The sequence below is a fragment of the Acidovorax sp. genome, from assembly GCF_046314175.1.
Lineage (GTDB): Bacteria > Pseudomonadota > Gammaproteobacteria > Burkholderiales > Burkholderiaceae_C > Acidovorax.
In genome coordinates this window covers 13040-27594 of record NZ_JBKBXG010000070.1, presented here as the reverse complement: position 1 = coordinate 27594, position 14555 = coordinate 13040, and the positions used below count along the sequence as shown (strand labels likewise).

Here is a 14555-nt window from a genome sequence, read left to right as displayed (position 1 = left end):
CAGCCGAACTGCCCGCCTTGACGGGCAGCGACGCGATCCCTGTCACCACGCGGGCGTGGCGCGCAAAGCTCCAGTACGCCCAGGCCCAGTCCATCAGCACGACCATGCGGTTGCGAAAACCGATCAAGAAAAACACGTGCGCAAACAGCCAGAACAGCCACGCAAAGTAGCCTGAAAACCGCACCGGCCCCACAGGCGATGTGAGGTCCACCACCGCAGAGTTGCGGCCGATGGTGGCCAGGTTGCCATAGTCTCGGTAGCGAAACGGCGCGGTCTCGCGCCCGGCCAGGCGCTTGAGGATGTTGGTGGCGGTGGCACGCCCCATCTGTTTGGCGCCGGGCGACACGCCGGGCACAGGCTGCGGCTCCTTGCCCGGTACATGGCTTTTGGCGGCAGCCAGGTCGCCAATCACGCTGATCTCCGGGTGGCCGGGCAGGCTCAGGTCCGGCAACACGACCACGCGGCCCGCTCGGTCGGTGGTGCTGCCAGTCGCCTCGGCCAAGTGGCGGCCCAGGGGCGAGGCCGCCACCCCGGCAGCCCATACCACGCATTTGCTCTTTATTTGATAGCTATTGGCGCTTGATGGTTGTGCGATAGAGGTCGATTCGATCATTAATCCCTGTGCGTCGATGGCGGTGACACGGGCGTTGAGGCGCACGTCCACACCCAGCTTTTCCAGTTGTTCTTTGGCGCGCTGGCTCAGTGCTTCGGGCATGGCCTGCAGCACACGGGTACCGCCTTCCAGCAGGATGATCTTGGCGCTGGCGGGGTCGATGTGGCGGAACTCGCCAGGCAAGGTGTGGCGCGCGATCTCGGCCAGGGTGCCCGCCATCTCCACGCCGGTGGGGCCGCCGCCGATGACCACAAAGTTGAGCCAGTCCGCGCGGCGTGCGGGGTCGGGCTCCTTTTCTGCCGCCTCAAACGCCAGCAGGATGCGCCCGCGAATCTCAAAAGCATCGTCCAGCGTCTTCAGACCCGGGGCGTAGGGCGCCCACTGGTCATTGCCAAAGTAACTGTGTGCCGCGCCCGCGGCCACGATCAGGTGGTCATAAGGCAGCGCCAGCCCGTCGTTGAGATGCACAGCGCGCGCCTGCACGTCGATGTGTGTCACCTCGCCCAGCAGCACCGTGGCATTGCGCTGCCCCCTGAACAAATGCCGAATCGGCGCCGCAATGGCCGGTGCCGACAACCCGGCCGTGGCCACCTGGTAGAGCAGCGGCTGAAACAGGTGGTGGTTGGTGCGGTCGATCAGCGTCACGTCGACCGCGGCGCCGCTCAGCGCACGGGCGGCTTCAAGGCCGCCAAAGCCGCAGCCGATGATGACGACGCGGGGGCGGGGAGGGGGCGGGGATGAAGTCATGCGGCCATTATTAGGGCGCATGGCCGCATGCTGGTGCGGAGCGGGTGCACTGCGCGTGTCAGCAGGCACGCTGCGTGGTTGCAGCCGATGCGCCTTATGCCGTCCATCCGCCCATCCGCCCACACTTTCAGGCCATAAACCCCAGGTTCACGGGATAGTCAGCCCGCCCTGCAGCGGCTCCAAAGTGCGTGATGTTCGGCAGCACGCCCGACAGCTCGCTGTCGGCCACGCCAAACCAGTTGGCAAGCGTGGCCGCGTACTGGTCCACCGACGTGGTGGGCAGCAGGCGGCCCTGGCCCACGTGCCACTGGTCGTCGGGCGCGGCCGTGTTGGTGATGCTGACCGGAGGCGCGCTGCCGTAAAACGCCTTGCCTTTGACGGCGCCGCCCACCATGAGGTGGTGGCTTCCCCAGCCGTGGTCCGAGCCGTCGCCGTTGGAGCTCAATGTGCGGCCAAAGTCCGACGCGGTGAACGCGGTGACCTTGTCGGCCACGCCCAGCTCCACCGTGGCGTTGTAGAAGGCGGTCATGGCCTCGCTCACGCGGCGCATCAGCACCGGCTGCTGGGCAATGAGGTTGTCATGCAGGTCGAAGCCGCCGAGCGACACCATGAACACCTGGCGCTTGCTGCCCAGCGTGGTGCGCGCGCCAATCAGGCGCGCCACCATCTTGAGCTGGTCCGCCAGAGAGTTGCCGGTGGGAAACGCGGTGCCCAGGGTGACGCCTGCGAGCCCGCTGGTGATCTGCCCCTCGGCCGCGATGGCGCGGGCGGTGACGCGGTTGTATTCGTTCTCCAGCGTCTGGCTGCTGGGCTGCTGGATGAGCGACGTGAGCGCAGCGCGCACGGCGGTGGAGCCATACACGTTGTTCTTCACGCCGTTGATGGACACCGCGCCGTTGGTGCTGACCTGGTACTGCAAGGCCGAGTCACCCGACAGAAACACGGCATTGCCCGTGACCGACATGCAGGTGAACAGCGAGTTGCCGTTGGATGACAACGCCAGGTCGCCGATGTTGCCGCCCCAGCCCACGGTGGAGCCTTCAGGCGACGACGACTGCCACACCGACTGCTGGTCGTTGTGCGAGAACAGTTTGGGTGGCAGCGGGTAGTTGGTGCGGTCTGAGCCGGCGTACTGCGCTCGCGTGAGCGGCACCACCAGCGGCCCCACATTGAGCTGCACCGCAGCCTTGCCGCTGTTGAACAACCCAGCCAGCCCTGTCATGGCGGGGTGCAGCGCGTACTGGCGGCCGCCGGGCAGCGGGGTGGTGGGGTTGAGCAGCGTGGCAGCGAGGTCCGCCTTGGCCAGCGCAATGCCGCCTGCGGCCTGCCCGCCACCGCCACCACGGATGGTGCTGTAGCGGTTGTAGCTCGCGTCGTCGTACGTGACCACGGTGTTGGCGTAGTCGTTGCCACCGTACAGAAACACGCAGACAAGCGCCTTGTAGTCGGTGGCTGTGAAGGCCGCGGCCTCGCCCAGGGCGGCAAGGTTGAGCGCAAACGGCAGTGCGGTGCCAGCAAGGCCCAGTTGGCCGGAGCGGCGCAGGAAAGCGCGGCGGGTGTGGAGTTTGGGGGCAAGCAGATGCATGGCGGGCTGACTTACTTTTGAACGAGGTATTCGGCCGAGGCCATGACCAGAAAGACCGCCCCGGCAATGCGGTTGAGCTTGGCGTCGGTGGTGCTGGCGGTGGTGATGTTGGTTGTCTTCAGCGCGTCGGTGATCACCTTCACGGTGGCTGCGGACAGCTGACCTGCGCACATCAGCAGGTTGATGCGCGCCACCAGCGCATCGGCGTCCGGCGCCAGCGTGAGTTCGACGCTGTAGGCCGGTTTGATGTCGCGGCCGTTGTTGCCGTTGCTGCCGTTGTTGGGCTGGTCGGGCGCATTCACAAAAATGCCGTCCTTGATGATGCTCTGCATGTAGTTCAGGTAGGCACCCACGCTGCTTTCGTTGACCAGCTGGAACTCCGGCGCCACGGCACCGCTGGCAGCCAGCGCTGTGGACGGCGGCACATAGCCCGGCCGAAAGAAGTTGAACACCGACGGCGATCGCAGCGGGCTTTGGCCCAGGCGCGAGCCTGCGTCACTGAGGTTGCCGATCTTCCAGCTGCCGAACGTGGACGTGAGTCCGAAGGTACGGCCCCACTGCACAAAGCGCAGCATGGGCTCGCGCAGCTTGCCAAAGCCTTGCTGGGTAAGCCCTGCGGGCGAACGGGCTTCGTCGTCCAGCAGGATGGCCTTGACCACCGCACGCAGGTCACCGCGCACACCGAGGCCGTTGTCGTTGAACGCGGCTGCCACCCGCGCCACGTAGGTGGGTGACGGGTTGCTGGTGACCAGCCGCTGAATCAGCTGCTTGCCGATGAAGGGGCCCACATTGGGGTGGTTGAAGATCGTGTCCAGCGCCGTCTTGAGGGCTGCAGCGCCAGGGGTGCTGGCCGCAATGGTGGTGCCAAGGAAGGTGGCCGCCTGCGTCGAGTGGCGTGACTCGTTGAGCGCCATGGGCAGCCGTGCAAACGTGGTGCTGGGCACCGTGCGGTTGGTGCCGGGCACGACGGTGGGCGCGTTCTGAGACTGGTCGTAGTCGTAGCCCGTGAACACCCGTGCGAGGTTGGTGACATCGCTTTGGGTGTAGCTGTCGATGGGCTTGCCGGAGTTGTCGCGCCGTACCGTGCCGTCGGGGTTGAGCGCGGCCAGCCCGATGGACATGAGCTGCAGCACCTCGCGTGCGTAGTTTTCGTCGGGCAGGCGGCCGGTGGCAGCGTTTTCCTTCTGGTTGCCGCGGGTGTTCAGGTAGTAGCCCATGGCAGGGTTCAGCGTCACGTCCTCCAGCACCTTGCGGTAGTTGCCAAAGGCGTTGGTCGCCAACTGGTCCCAGTAGTGCGCCATGGCATGGCTGCGCCAGCTGAAGTCGAGCCCCGTGAGCGACACCACGCAGATCTCGGACAACGCCAGCGCCACACGCTTGCGCACGCCGTCGGTGGACGTCATGAGCTGGTGCCAGATCATGGCGTCGGCCGGGTAGCTGTTGTCGTAGTACGCCGTGTCGCTGCTTATGTCAGCATAGCCGCGCTGGTTCAGCCAGTCCCAGCCACTTTGGCCCATGCCGGTGGCGAACTGCTGGTCCAGCCAGTCGGCAAATGTCGTTGCGCGCACCGCAGCGATTTCGCCGGTGGAAGCGGAAAACTGGGCTTGCAGCAGAAAGCGGGCGGCTTCCTGGTCGGTCTTGGCTGTGGGGTGGGCGTAGTTGCCCAGCGTGGGCGAAGGCGTTGCCGGGCCGGTGCCCGGGTTGCCGCTGGGGCTGTCGCCGCTGCCACCGCCGCAGGCGGACAGTGCGGTCGACGCCAGCAGTGCAGTGGCCAGTGGCGTGTAGACCGCGCTGCGAGCGGTGCGGGTGCTGCTCGGCTGCGTCAGGTTGGATCGGTCGCCCTCTTTGTCCTCCTCGGCAACGGCGGTCACCAAGGGTTCCTCGTGTGTGTTTTGCATGGTGTTGTGGGGGTAACGCGCGCCGTTCTTGGGGCGCAGGCGCAACTTAAGCACACGGCTGCGTTGCATGGAAACACAAGCGTTACCAAACGAAACACGCTCTGGGAGCGTGGAGTAAGCACCCCCGCGAAGTGATGGGCGATTGCAACACTTCCCGCTGGCAAGGGTCCGTTGCTCAGCCGTTCGCCCTGTGGCGCAAACGGCGGTCGGCGGCGTCTGTCAGCCCCGTAGTCCTGTGCTGACGTGTGCTGCATTGCAAGGCCTACGAGCGCGAAACGGATTCGTTTCTACATTCAATCCCATCGCATCACGCAAGTAGTTCCACGCACTCCGAGTGGATGGCTGAAGCGAATTTTTTGAGGATGCACACCATGAATGAAGACACCGTCAAGGGCAATTGGAAGCAGTTCAAGGGCAAGATGGTCGAACAGTGGGGCAAGCTTACCAATGACGACTTCGACGTCATTGACGGCAAGCGCGAACAGTTCCTGGGCAAGCTGCAAGAGCGCCAGGGCATCGCCCGCGACGCCGCAGAAAAGCAGCTCAAGGACTGGCAAGACCGCCACCCTGATTTCCGCTTCAACGACTGATCGTTGGTGCGTTGAGGGGCTCCATGCCCCGCTCACAAAGCGCTCACATAACACCCCAATACCTAATTGACCCCGAGGAGAAACCCATGAAATTCGCACGCACCCTGATCGCTACCGTGGCCGCTGGCCTGCTGGCAACGTCGGCTTTCGCCATGACGACAGCCGAGCACAAGGCCGCCAAAGACACCATCTCTGCGACGTACAAAGCGGACAAGAAGAGCTGCGACGCTCTGAAGGACAACGCCAAGGACGTCTGCCAGAAGGAAGCCAAGGGCAAGGAAGACATCGCCAAGGCGGAACTGGAATCCCAGTACAAGCCCAGCGCCAAGAACACCCAGAAGTTAGCCGAAACCCGCGCTGACGCTGCCTATGCAGTGGCCAAGGAAAAGTGCGACGACCTCAAGGGCAATGACAAGGACGTCTGCGAGAAAGATGCCAAGGCTGCTCAGGTAAAGGCCAAGGAAGACGCGAAGGTAGCCGCTGTACAGGCCAAGCCCGCTGACTCCGCCGCCGAAAAGGCTGCTGACGTCGCAGAAGCCCGCAAGGACGCCAGCGCAGAAAAGAACGAAGCCAACTACAAGGCTGCCAAAGAGCGTTGCGATGCCCAGTCGGGTGACGCCAAGTCCAAGTGTGTGGACGACATGAAGCGCATGTACGGCAAGAGCTGATCCGCGCTGACTGAGTTGGCCCTCGACGCTGCCATGCGTTGACGACGCCAAAATTGCAAAGCCTGTGCCCCGCCGTGTGCGGGGCATTGTCGTTTTCAGCGCGGTGATTGGTGCCCACCGTGTGAGGTGTGCATGCAAGCGTCGTGGTTCTGACCTGCGTCAACACGCCGCCTTGAAACCGCTTCTAACCTTGCGTTTTGATTTTCAAACGCAAAGGGATGCCCATGGCTCACCTCGAATGGTCTGACGCGCTGAACCTGGACCTGCCCCTGATGGATGAGACCCACCGGGAGTTTGTCGACTTGCTGGCGGCCGTGGATCGCGCAGAAGACGTTCAATTGCTGTCAGCCTGGACCACTCTGGTAGACCACACCGAGCAGCACTTCGGACAAGAAGACGCATGGATGGAGTCCACCCGTTTTGCGTCTGGTAACTGCCACAGCATGCAGCATAAGGTGGTGCTGCAGGTCATGCGCGAAGGCCTGGTTCGCGCGCAGCAGGGTGACGTAAAGGTGCTGCGCATGATGGCCAGCGAACTGGCGCTGTGGTTCCCGCAACATGCCCAAAGCATGGACGCAGCGCTGGCGCTGCACCTGCGCCGGGTGGGTTTTGATGCGGCCACGGGCGTGGTGCACGCGCCGCATGCGCTGCCCCGCGATTTGATTCACGGGTGCGGTGGCGCCACCTGCGGCGACACCGCTGATTCCCCTGAACCGGCGCTGGCCGAGCACCCCGGGCGTGAGGAGCGCAACCACGCCGTGCTCGCGTAGCGCAGCCGGTGCTGCGTTGTGTTGTGCTGGCCTTGGTGTGATTGATTCAATATCATTTTGATAGCTGCTAGGGAAACTCTTCACGAATCGGTTCTGTCTGTGCCACAGCGATGCCTGAGCTAAAACAGCACTGACGTTGAGCAATTACGCGCGTGCAGCGAGCCCCGCGAGCTCTGCCCAGGGGCTATTCGCCCCCGATCCAGTGGCATCACGCCCCTTGCACGCGCACCTGTCCCATGCCGGCCATCAGCTTGTGCCTTGCCATCCACAGATTGCCCAGCGCAAACAGCGTGACGATCTGTGCTGTGTTCTTCTTGAGCCCTCGGTAGCGCACCTTCACATATCCAAACTGTTGCTTGATCACCCTGAACGGGTGCTCCACCTTGGCCCGGATGCTGGCCTTGGTGCGCTCCAATTGGTCGATCAACGCCTCCAGTGGCTTGTCCTTGTCCAAAGCCCGGCGCAGGCCCGGGCGCAGGGCCACATGCCAGTGCACGTTCTTGTTGGCATCAGGCCGCTTGTCCACCCCTTGGTAGCCTGCGTCGCCAAAGGCATTTTCTTCCTGCCCGTGCAGCAGGCTGTTGGCCTCGACTACATCGCCAACATTGCCGCTGGTGCCGCGCACCGTGTGCACCAAGCCTGAGTCTGCATCCACGCCAATGTGGGCCTTCATTCCGAAGTACCACTGGTTGCCCTTCTTGCTTTGGTGCATCTCTGGGTCGCGCTCGCTGCTTTGGTTCTTGGTGGAAGTGGGCGCGGCAATCAGCGTGGCGTCCACCACCGTGCCTGCTTTGAGTTGGAGTCCCTTGGCCTGCAGCAGTGCATTGACCGTGGCCAGGATCTGGTCAGCCAGCTTGTGGCGTTCCAGAAGGTGCCTAAAGCGCAGGATGCTCGATTCGCTGGGGATGTATTCGTCCCAATGGGACAGGCCTGCAAAGTCCCGAAAGGCGGGTACGTCGTGCAGGGCTTCTTCCATCGCTGGGTCGCTGAGCTTGAACCACTGCTGCATGAAATGGATGCGTAGCAGGGTCTGCACTGCAAAGGGCTGCTGACCTCGGCGCCCGCTCTCGGGGGCGTAGGGCTCTATCAGCGAGACCAGCTCAGCCCAGGGAACCACCAACTCCATTGCATCAAGGAATTCACGCTTGCGCGTGCGCTTGGTAGTGTTGTTCAGACCCAGGCTGCTTTGCTTCATGCGCGTATTGTCTGGGCTTCAGGCTTGCTCAAGCACGTCGCAGAGGGATTCGTGCAGAGAATCCCCAGCGCTTTATGGATAAGCGCTAGAGCCTGTTTTGGTCATATTTTTGGTGCCGTCAATGGCACGCACGGCGTGGCAGCAGCAACCCGGCCATGCGCCACGACAGGTCCCGCAGCGCGCTGCGCAACGCCGGGGAGCCCGGCGCATCAGCCCCGGCGTTGGCGCTGTGTGGGCAGAACGCATCTTCCAGTACCTCCTGTTTTGCGCAGAGCAGCGCAGTGCGGTCTTGCGCCTGCAGCGCGGCCATCAACTGGTCGCGGTGGCGCTGCACACGCGCAGCCTCGGTGGTGGACAGTGGCGGTTGCGTCGGCCCCGTGGCTGTGGGGCTCATCAGGTGCTGCGCCCAGTGCGCTGGCAAAGCCGCTGGTGGTTGTGCTGCCAGCGCGGCAGTCAGGGGTTGGTGTGTCATGGTGCCTCTGTGCCGGGGGTGGTGGACGGGTTGGCTGCCTTGGGTGAACGCGGCGCCGGAAAGCTGACCCCTTGCGTCAGCCCATACCAGTTCACCTTGCGCGTCAGCACCATCACGGCAGCCAGCACCAGGAACAGCGCAATGGCCCCCACCGCCAGTGCCGTCTGCTCCAGCTGCAGCAGCACGTAGAGCAGCCCATACAACAGCGCCACACCCGCGCCCAGCGGAATGCCCCGCGCCAGACTGCCCAGCATGTGGCTGGCGTAGTAGGCCAGCAGCAGCACGCAGGCGGTGGCCGCTATTGCGTACGAGGCCCCAAACGGCAAATGCTCCGACAGGCTGACGAGCAACAGAAAGAAGCTGCACAGCGCGCTGCCCACCAGCAGGTATTGCACCGGGTGGACGCGCAGCTTTTTCATCAGCTCAAACAGGCCCACGGCTACAAAAGTGAGCGCGATGAAGAGCACGCCGTATTTGGTGGCGCGGTCGCTCAGGGTGTAGGGGTTCACCGGATCCACAAAAGCCACACTGAAGCTGTCTGCGCAGTCGCGTGGAGTGGTGCCGCCAGCGTTGTATTCGGAGGAGCTGTCGTCGTAGCCGCCCACGCAGATGCGGCTGCCGTTGACAACGTCGGCCTGCGCCGTGGTGGCGAGCGACGACAGGCGCCACTGGGCAGAGAATCCGTCGTCCTTGACGGTCCGCTCGGATGGCAAAAAACGCCCACTGAACGACGGGTGGGGCCAGCTGCTCGTCATCTGCACCTCGGTGCTGCCGCCCAGCGGCACGATGGAGATGCGCTCGGTGCCCACCAGCTCCAGGTCCAGCGTGGCGGTCAGGCCATCGGCCTTGCCGCGCACCGACTCGGGCAATGCGGCGTGCAGTCCGCGGCTGTAGGTGGGGTGAAACGTGCCAGGCTTGAGCGGCAGGGCTTGATCGCCCAGGTTGAGCTGCGCAGTGCGAATGCCCCGTGCGTCGCCCACGGCCATCATGACGATGGGCGCACCGCAATGCATGCGCGAATTTTTCATGGTGCTTTGGGGCTGCAGGCTGGCCAGTGAACCCCACTGCGCGGTGATGTGCGCCTTCAGATTGAAGGTGTTCACCTTGTGCAGACCGCGCGAACGTTCTTCCATCGCGGCGCCCGAGGTCAGTTTGAGCTGCTCGGGCATGGCGGTCAGCAAAAACTCGCGCCGCTGCTCCACCATGCGGCGCTCGTCGCCCTTGCCGGTCTCCACCTCCCAGCTTTCCACGCACGCGCTGTGGATCATCGGCCCCATCAGCGTCTGCGGCCCGGCCAGGCTATCGGCCACGCTTTGCGACGTAAGGCTGCGATAGCGCTGCCGGTCTCGCACCACGTCTTCGATCATGCCGAGCCCAATGAGCAGCAGCACAGTGATGGCGGCCAGTGCGACCAGTTTGGTGAACAGGGGGTGTTTGAACAAGAGATCCTCCACAAATGAATGTTGTGAAGGCAGTGTTTCGCCCGGGCGTGAGGGCGCTATGAAGTTTGTGAGGCGGGTGTGAAGTGGGTTGGCGTGCCCTGGCGCCGTGGTCAGGCGTCCGGAAACTCCAGGCCCACCCGCAGGCCCGGTGCGGTATTGCGCACCACCATCTGCCCGCCGTGCAGCGCCATCACGCGCTTGACGATGGCCAGCCCCAGGCCCGATCCGCTGCGCTCGCCGCCCGGGCGCGCCGTGGTGAAGAAGCGTTCGCCCAGGCGGGGTAGCGCGTAGTCGGGTACGCCGGGGCCGCTGTCGAGCACGGCCACGTTGGCACCGTCCAGCTCCACCCGCACCGTGCTGCCTGCGGGGGCAAAGTCGATGGCGTTGTCGAGCAGGTTGGTCAGTGCCAGCGTTACCAGCTCGGCCTCCCACGGGCCGCTGGCGCCTATGCCCGCAAGTACCAGCGTGATGCCGCGCTGGGCCGCGCGCCCGCGTGTCTGGCCGATGGCAACGTCGGCGCAGGCCTGCAAGGCCACGGGGGCGCGGCCCTCGGCGTGGTGGCGCTGCTCCAGTTTGGACAGCTCCAGCAGCCGGTCGATGATGCGCTGCAGGCGCTCGCTTTGTTCCACCACCTGGGTCGCAAACTGGGTGCGGTCGGCGGCGGGCAGGTCGTCCTGCAGCAACTCGCCCGCACCGCGGATGGCGGCCACCGGGCTTTTCAGCTCGTGCGTGAGGGCGCGCACATAGCCTTCGATGTAGTCGCGCCCCTCCAGCCGGGCACGCATGCGGTCCATGGCGCGGGCCAGGTCGCCCAGTTCGCCGGGCACCTGGGGCACGGCAAGAGCGGCTGTGGGGGGAGCGTCCGGATCGTGGCGTTCGCCGTCGGCGGGGCCCTGCACGCTCATTGCATAGTCGCGCAGGCGGCGCACGTTCCACACCATCCACAGCGTCACGGCCACCCCCACCAGGGCCGACAGCGCCAGCAGCAGCAGCCCGCCCATGAACACCTTTTGTTCGGCGCGGTCGATAAAACGCTGCACGGTGCGCGTGGGTTTGGCCACGGTCAGCACGCCGGCAATTTGGCGCGCGGCGGCCTCTTGCACGTAGATGGGCGCGGCCACATGCATCACGCCGCTGGTATCGTCGCTTTCCACATCGCGCGTGGAGCGCGCGCCGTACTCGCCGCGCAGCGTGCGGGCTACGTCGCGCCATTGCGAATAGTCGGCGCCCACCGAGCGGTTTTCTGAATCAAACAGCACGCGGCCCGTGGTGTCGGTCACATAGATGCGGTAGTCCAGCGACTGTTTGGAAAAGCCCCAGATCGCCGCATCAATCGGTCGCGTGGCATAGCTGCGCACATGTTGGGCAAACGGGCTTTCAGTGCTGTTGTTGTCCACGCCCGCAGCCAGCCGCCCCGCCGCCAAGTCGTCGCTGGCCAGCTCGGCCAGGATGTTGGCGGTGTCCACCATCATGTCTTCCATCACCTCGCGCACGCTGGGCTTGATCTCGGCCATGAACACGCGCAGCACAAAGAACGCGGCGATGCCGTTGATGAGGAAGAAGGCGAACAGCAGGCGGATGCCGAGGCGCATGGGGTGGCAACGGTCTATGCAAAAACAATAGCTGCCAGCGCTTTATGGATAAGCGCTAGAGGCCAATTTGGCTTGAAATTTGTTTCAAACATCAAGGCAGTAGCCCATGCCGCGATGTGTGCTGATGTACTCCCGCGCCGGGTCCACCTCACGCAGCTTGGCGCGCAGGGTCTTGATGTGGGTGTCCACCGTGCGGTCGGTGCTCTCGCTGTCGTCGCCCCAGGCGGCGGCCAGCAGGGCATCGCGTGAATGGATGCGGCCTGCGCCGCGCAGCAGGCATGACAGCAGGCGGTACTCGCGCCGCGTGAGCAGCAGGGCATGGCCGCGCAGGCTGATGCGTTGGCCGGTCTCGTCGTCTTGGAAGAGCGTGGCCGCCGAAGCGGCGGGCACTGCAGCGTGGCCGTTGCCCGCCCGGCGTAGCAGAGCCTTCACACGGGCGGCCAATTCGCGCGGGCTGAAGGGTTTGGTCAGGTAATCGTCGGCGCCCAACTCCAGGCCCAGCACGCGGTCGATCTCTTCGCCGTGGGCGCTGAGCATCAGCACCGGCAGGCTTGCGGTGCGCGCAGCGTTGCGTACATCGCGCAGCAGATCAAGGCCGCTGCCATCGGGCAGGCCCACGTCCAGCACCAGCAGGTCAAACCGGTGCGATGCCATCTGCTGGCGCGCGTCGAGCACCAGCAGGCTGTGGGTCACCTGCAGGCCGTCGCGCTCCAGTGCGTAGGCCACGGTGCGGGCGATGGCGGGGTCGTCTTCGAGCAGCAGAAGCCGTGCGGACATGGCTATCGGTTCAACGTGCTACGAGGATGGGGAAAAGTTTGCCCAGCCCATCGGCCATCACTTCCACGGCCAGCGCGGCCAGGATCAGTCCCATCAGCCGCGTCATCACGTTGATGCCGGTCTTGCCCAGCACGCGCGCAATCGGGTCGGCGAGAGCAAAACACACGGCGGTGGCCAGGGCGATGACCACGCCGTAACCTACCAGTGTCAGCGTCTGCCACACGCCCTGCGCGCGGTCGGCATAAATCACCACGGTGGACATGCTGGCCGGGCCGGTCAGCAGCGGGATGGTGAGCGGCACCACGGCAATGCTGCTGCCCGCTGCCGCCTTCTCTGCGCCTTCTTCGTATTCATTGGTGGTGGCCTTGGCCTCGGCGGGCTGGGCGTTGAGCATGTTCATCGCGCTGATGAGCAGCAGCATGCCGCCGCCCACCTGAAAGCTCTGCAGCGAGATGTTGAAGAAATCCAGGATCTGCAGGCCCAGCAGCGCACAGGCCGCGATCACGCAGAACACGCTGAAGCTGGCCACCTGGATGGTGCGCCGCCGCTGCGGGTACGAGAACCCCTGCGTGTAGTGGATGAAAAACGGAACGATGGCCAGCGGGTTCACGATGGCCAGCAAGGTAATGAGCGGTTTCAGGTCCATCAACGGCCTCCAGAGACTTCTAAAAGGGACATGGTGGTGTAGGGCGACGCATCCGACATCAGCCACACGATGGCCTGAGCCACCTCTTCGGCCGTGCCGCCGCGTTGCATGGGCACCTGGTGGGCCAGGTCGCGCACGCGGTCGGGCAGGCCGCCGCTGGCGTGGATGTCGGTTTCAATAAGGCCGGGGCGCACGGCGTTCACGCGGATGCCTTCGGCCGCCACCTCGCGCGCCAGGCCGATGGTGAAGGTGTCGATGGCGCCCTTGGCGGCCGCGTAGTCCACATACTGGTGTGCAGACCCCAGCCGCGATGCAGCGCTGGAGACGTTGACGATGGTGCCGCCTGCGCCGCCGTGCCTCGTGCTCATGCGGCGCACAGCTTCACGGGCGCAGACGATGCTGCTGATCACATTGACGTCGAACATGCGGCGCAGGCGCTCCACGCTCATTGCGTCCACACGGGCGGGCACATCCACCACCCCGGCGTTGTTGACGAGTGCGGTGATGCGGCCCAGTTGCGCATCCACGGTGGCGAACATGGCCAGCACCTGGGCTTCGTCAGCCACGTCGGCCTGCACAGCCAGCGCAGTGCCGCCCGCGGCGCGGATCTGCTGCACCACGGCATCGGCGGCGGCCTGGTTGGCCTGGTAGTTCACCGCCACCGCCCAGCCCTGCTGCGCGGCGAGCAGGGCGGTGGCCGCGCCAATGCCTCGGCTGGCGCCGGTGATTAACGCAATCTTGTTGTCCATGAAATGCGGTCTCCTGCAAGAATGGCGCATTGGAACAGGTTCTGTGCGCTGCGGGCAGCGGTTTGCAGCACGCACACCCCCACTCCAGCGCATTTTTATCAAGGAGATTGCAGCATGGGACAGTTTGTCGATCTGACTTCCGGTGACGGTTTTGTTTTTCCTGCGTGGGTGGCTCGACCTGACGCAGCACCCCGTGGCGCCGTGGTGGTGCTGCAGGAGATTTTTGGCGTCAACTCGCACATCCGCGCGGTGGCCGACCGCTTTGCCGCCCGGGGCTACCTGGCGGTGGCGCCCGCCACCTTCCACCGCGTGCAGCAGGGGGTGGACCTGGGGTACACCGCCGAAGATATGCAGGCGGGCATGGGCCTCAAAGCTGCGGTAGAGGCATTGCCCGCACCCGGCGTGATGCCCGACATCCAGGCCGCCATTGACTACGCCGCAGAGCAAAGTGGCCGCAAGGCGGGCATCGTGGGATTCTGCTGGGGCGGCCTGCTCACCTGGCGCGCAGCCTGCCAACTGAAGGGTCTGTCGGCTGCGGTGCCTTACTACGGCGGCGGCATGACCACAGTAGACGAAGCCGCCCGCCAGCCCCTGGTGCCCGTGCTGGCGCACTTTGGCGAGCGTGATCACTACATTCCACTGGATGGCGTACAAGCCTTTGACCGCGCCCAACCCGGGGTGGAAGTGCATGTTTATGCCGCAGACCACGGCTTCAACTGCGACCAGCGCGGCAGCTACGACGAGCCCTCGGCCATGACGGCGCGGGACCGCACGCTGGCGTTCTTTGACAAACACCTGAGCTGAAGGATCG

The 14555-nt window shown here is 64.8% G+C and carries 14 protein-coding genes; 4 read left to right on the top strand and 10 right to left on the bottom strand.

Features of this window, described 5'->3' with window-relative positions; translation table 11 throughout:
- The 3 genes from ACK4OE_RS18500 to ACK4OE_RS18490 form a co-directional block, all read right to left on the bottom strand.
- A partial coding sequence (locus tag ACK4OE_RS18500) for an NAD(P)/FAD-dependent oxidoreductase (protein WP_409886835.1) occupies positions 1 to 1360 on the bottom strand: 1360 nt, incomplete at its 3' end.
- A 127-nt stretch (positions 1361 to 1487) separates the two neighbouring features.
- Positions 1488 to 2945: a DUF1501 domain-containing protein gene (locus tag ACK4OE_RS18495; RefSeq protein WP_409886833.1), complete on the bottom strand. Its 1458-nt coding sequence runs from the start codon at positions 2943 to 2945 to the stop codon at positions 1488 to 1490.
- Positions 2946 to 2956: 11 nt separating this feature from the next.
- Positions 2957 to 4843 (bottom strand): DUF1800 family protein, encoded by a 1887-nt coding sequence (locus ACK4OE_RS18490; protein WP_409886831.1) that lies wholly within the window; start codon positions 4841 to 4843, stop codon positions 2957 to 2959.
- 371 nt (positions 4844 to 5214) lie between these two features.
- On the opposite strand from ACK4OE_RS18490, the gene ACK4OE_RS18485 reads away from it, so the two are divergent.
- From ACK4OE_RS18485 to ACK4OE_RS18475, 3 genes are all read left to right on the top strand, one after another.
- Positions 5215 to 5433: a CsbD family protein gene (locus ACK4OE_RS18485; RefSeq protein WP_409781638.1), complete on the top strand. Its 219-nt coding sequence runs from the start codon at positions 5215 to 5217 to the stop codon at positions 5431 to 5433.
- An 86-nt stretch (positions 5434 to 5519) separates the two neighbouring features.
- Positions 5520 to 6101, top strand: a complete 582-nt coding sequence (locus ACK4OE_RS18480; RefSeq protein ID WP_409886830.1) for a hypothetical protein — start codon at positions 5520 to 5522, stop codon at positions 6099 to 6101.
- Positions 6102 to 6325: 224 nt separating this feature from the next.
- Complete coding sequence (locus ACK4OE_RS18475; RefSeq protein ID WP_409886828.1) at positions 6326 to 6871, top strand: hemerythrin domain-containing protein; 546 nt, start codon at positions 6326 to 6328, stop codon at positions 6869 to 6871.
- Between the two features lie 208 nt (positions 6872 to 7079).
- Here the strand turns inward: ACK4OE_RS18475 and ACK4OE_RS18470 are convergent, their stop codons facing one another.
- The 7 genes from ACK4OE_RS18470 to ACK4OE_RS18440 form a co-directional block, all read right to left on the bottom strand.
- Positions 7080 to 8066 carry an IS5 family transposase gene (locus ACK4OE_RS18470; protein ID WP_409886826.1) on the bottom strand — a complete coding sequence of 329 codons (987 nt, stop codon included), beginning with the start codon at positions 8064 to 8066 and terminating at the stop codon, positions 7080 to 7082.
- A 118-nt stretch (positions 8067 to 8184) separates the two neighbouring features.
- The gene (locus tag ACK4OE_RS18465) at positions 8185 to 8538 is read right to left on the bottom strand and encodes a hypothetical protein (RefSeq protein WP_409886824.1); all 354 of its coding nucleotides are present in this window, start codon (positions 8536 to 8538) and stop codon (positions 8185 to 8187) included.
- Complete coding sequence (creD, locus tag ACK4OE_RS18460) at positions 8535 to 9980, bottom strand: cell envelope integrity protein CreD (RefSeq protein WP_409886822.1); 1446 nt, start codon at positions 9978 to 9980, stop codon at positions 8535 to 8537. Before creD ends, ACK4OE_RS18465 begins: the two co-directional genes overlap by 4 nt.
- Before the next feature lie 110 nt (positions 9981 to 10090).
- Positions 10091 to 11572, bottom strand: coding sequence for a two-component system sensor histidine kinase CreC (gene creC / locus ACK4OE_RS18455; protein ID WP_409886820.1), 1482 nt, complete (start codon positions 11570 to 11572; stop codon positions 10091 to 10093).
- An 84-nt stretch (positions 11573 to 11656) separates the two neighbouring features.
- A complete protein-coding gene (locus ACK4OE_RS18450) occupies positions 11657 to 12349 on the bottom strand; it encodes a winged helix-turn-helix domain-containing protein (protein WP_409886818.1) in 693 nt (230 codons plus the stop codon).
- A 10-nt stretch (positions 12350 to 12359) separates the two neighbouring features.
- Positions 12360 to 12995 carry a MarC family protein gene (locus tag ACK4OE_RS18445; RefSeq protein WP_409781611.1) on the bottom strand — a complete coding sequence of 212 codons (636 nt, stop codon included), beginning with the start codon at positions 12993 to 12995 and terminating at the stop codon, positions 12360 to 12362.
- On the bottom strand, positions 12995 to 13744 hold the full coding sequence (locus tag ACK4OE_RS18440) for an SDR family oxidoreductase (RefSeq protein WP_409886817.1): 750 nt from the start codon (positions 13742 to 13744) through the stop codon (positions 12995 to 12997). Before ACK4OE_RS18440 ends, ACK4OE_RS18445 begins: the two co-directional genes overlap by 1 nt.
- 114 nt (positions 13745 to 13858) lie before the next feature.
- Here ACK4OE_RS18440 and ACK4OE_RS18435 point away from each other — a divergent pair, with 114 nt between their 5' ends.
- Positions 13859 to 14548, top strand: coding sequence for a dienelactone hydrolase family protein (locus tag ACK4OE_RS18435; RefSeq protein WP_409886815.1), 690 nt, complete (start codon positions 13859 to 13861; stop codon positions 14546 to 14548).
- Positions 14549 to 14555 lie beyond the last annotated feature (7 nt).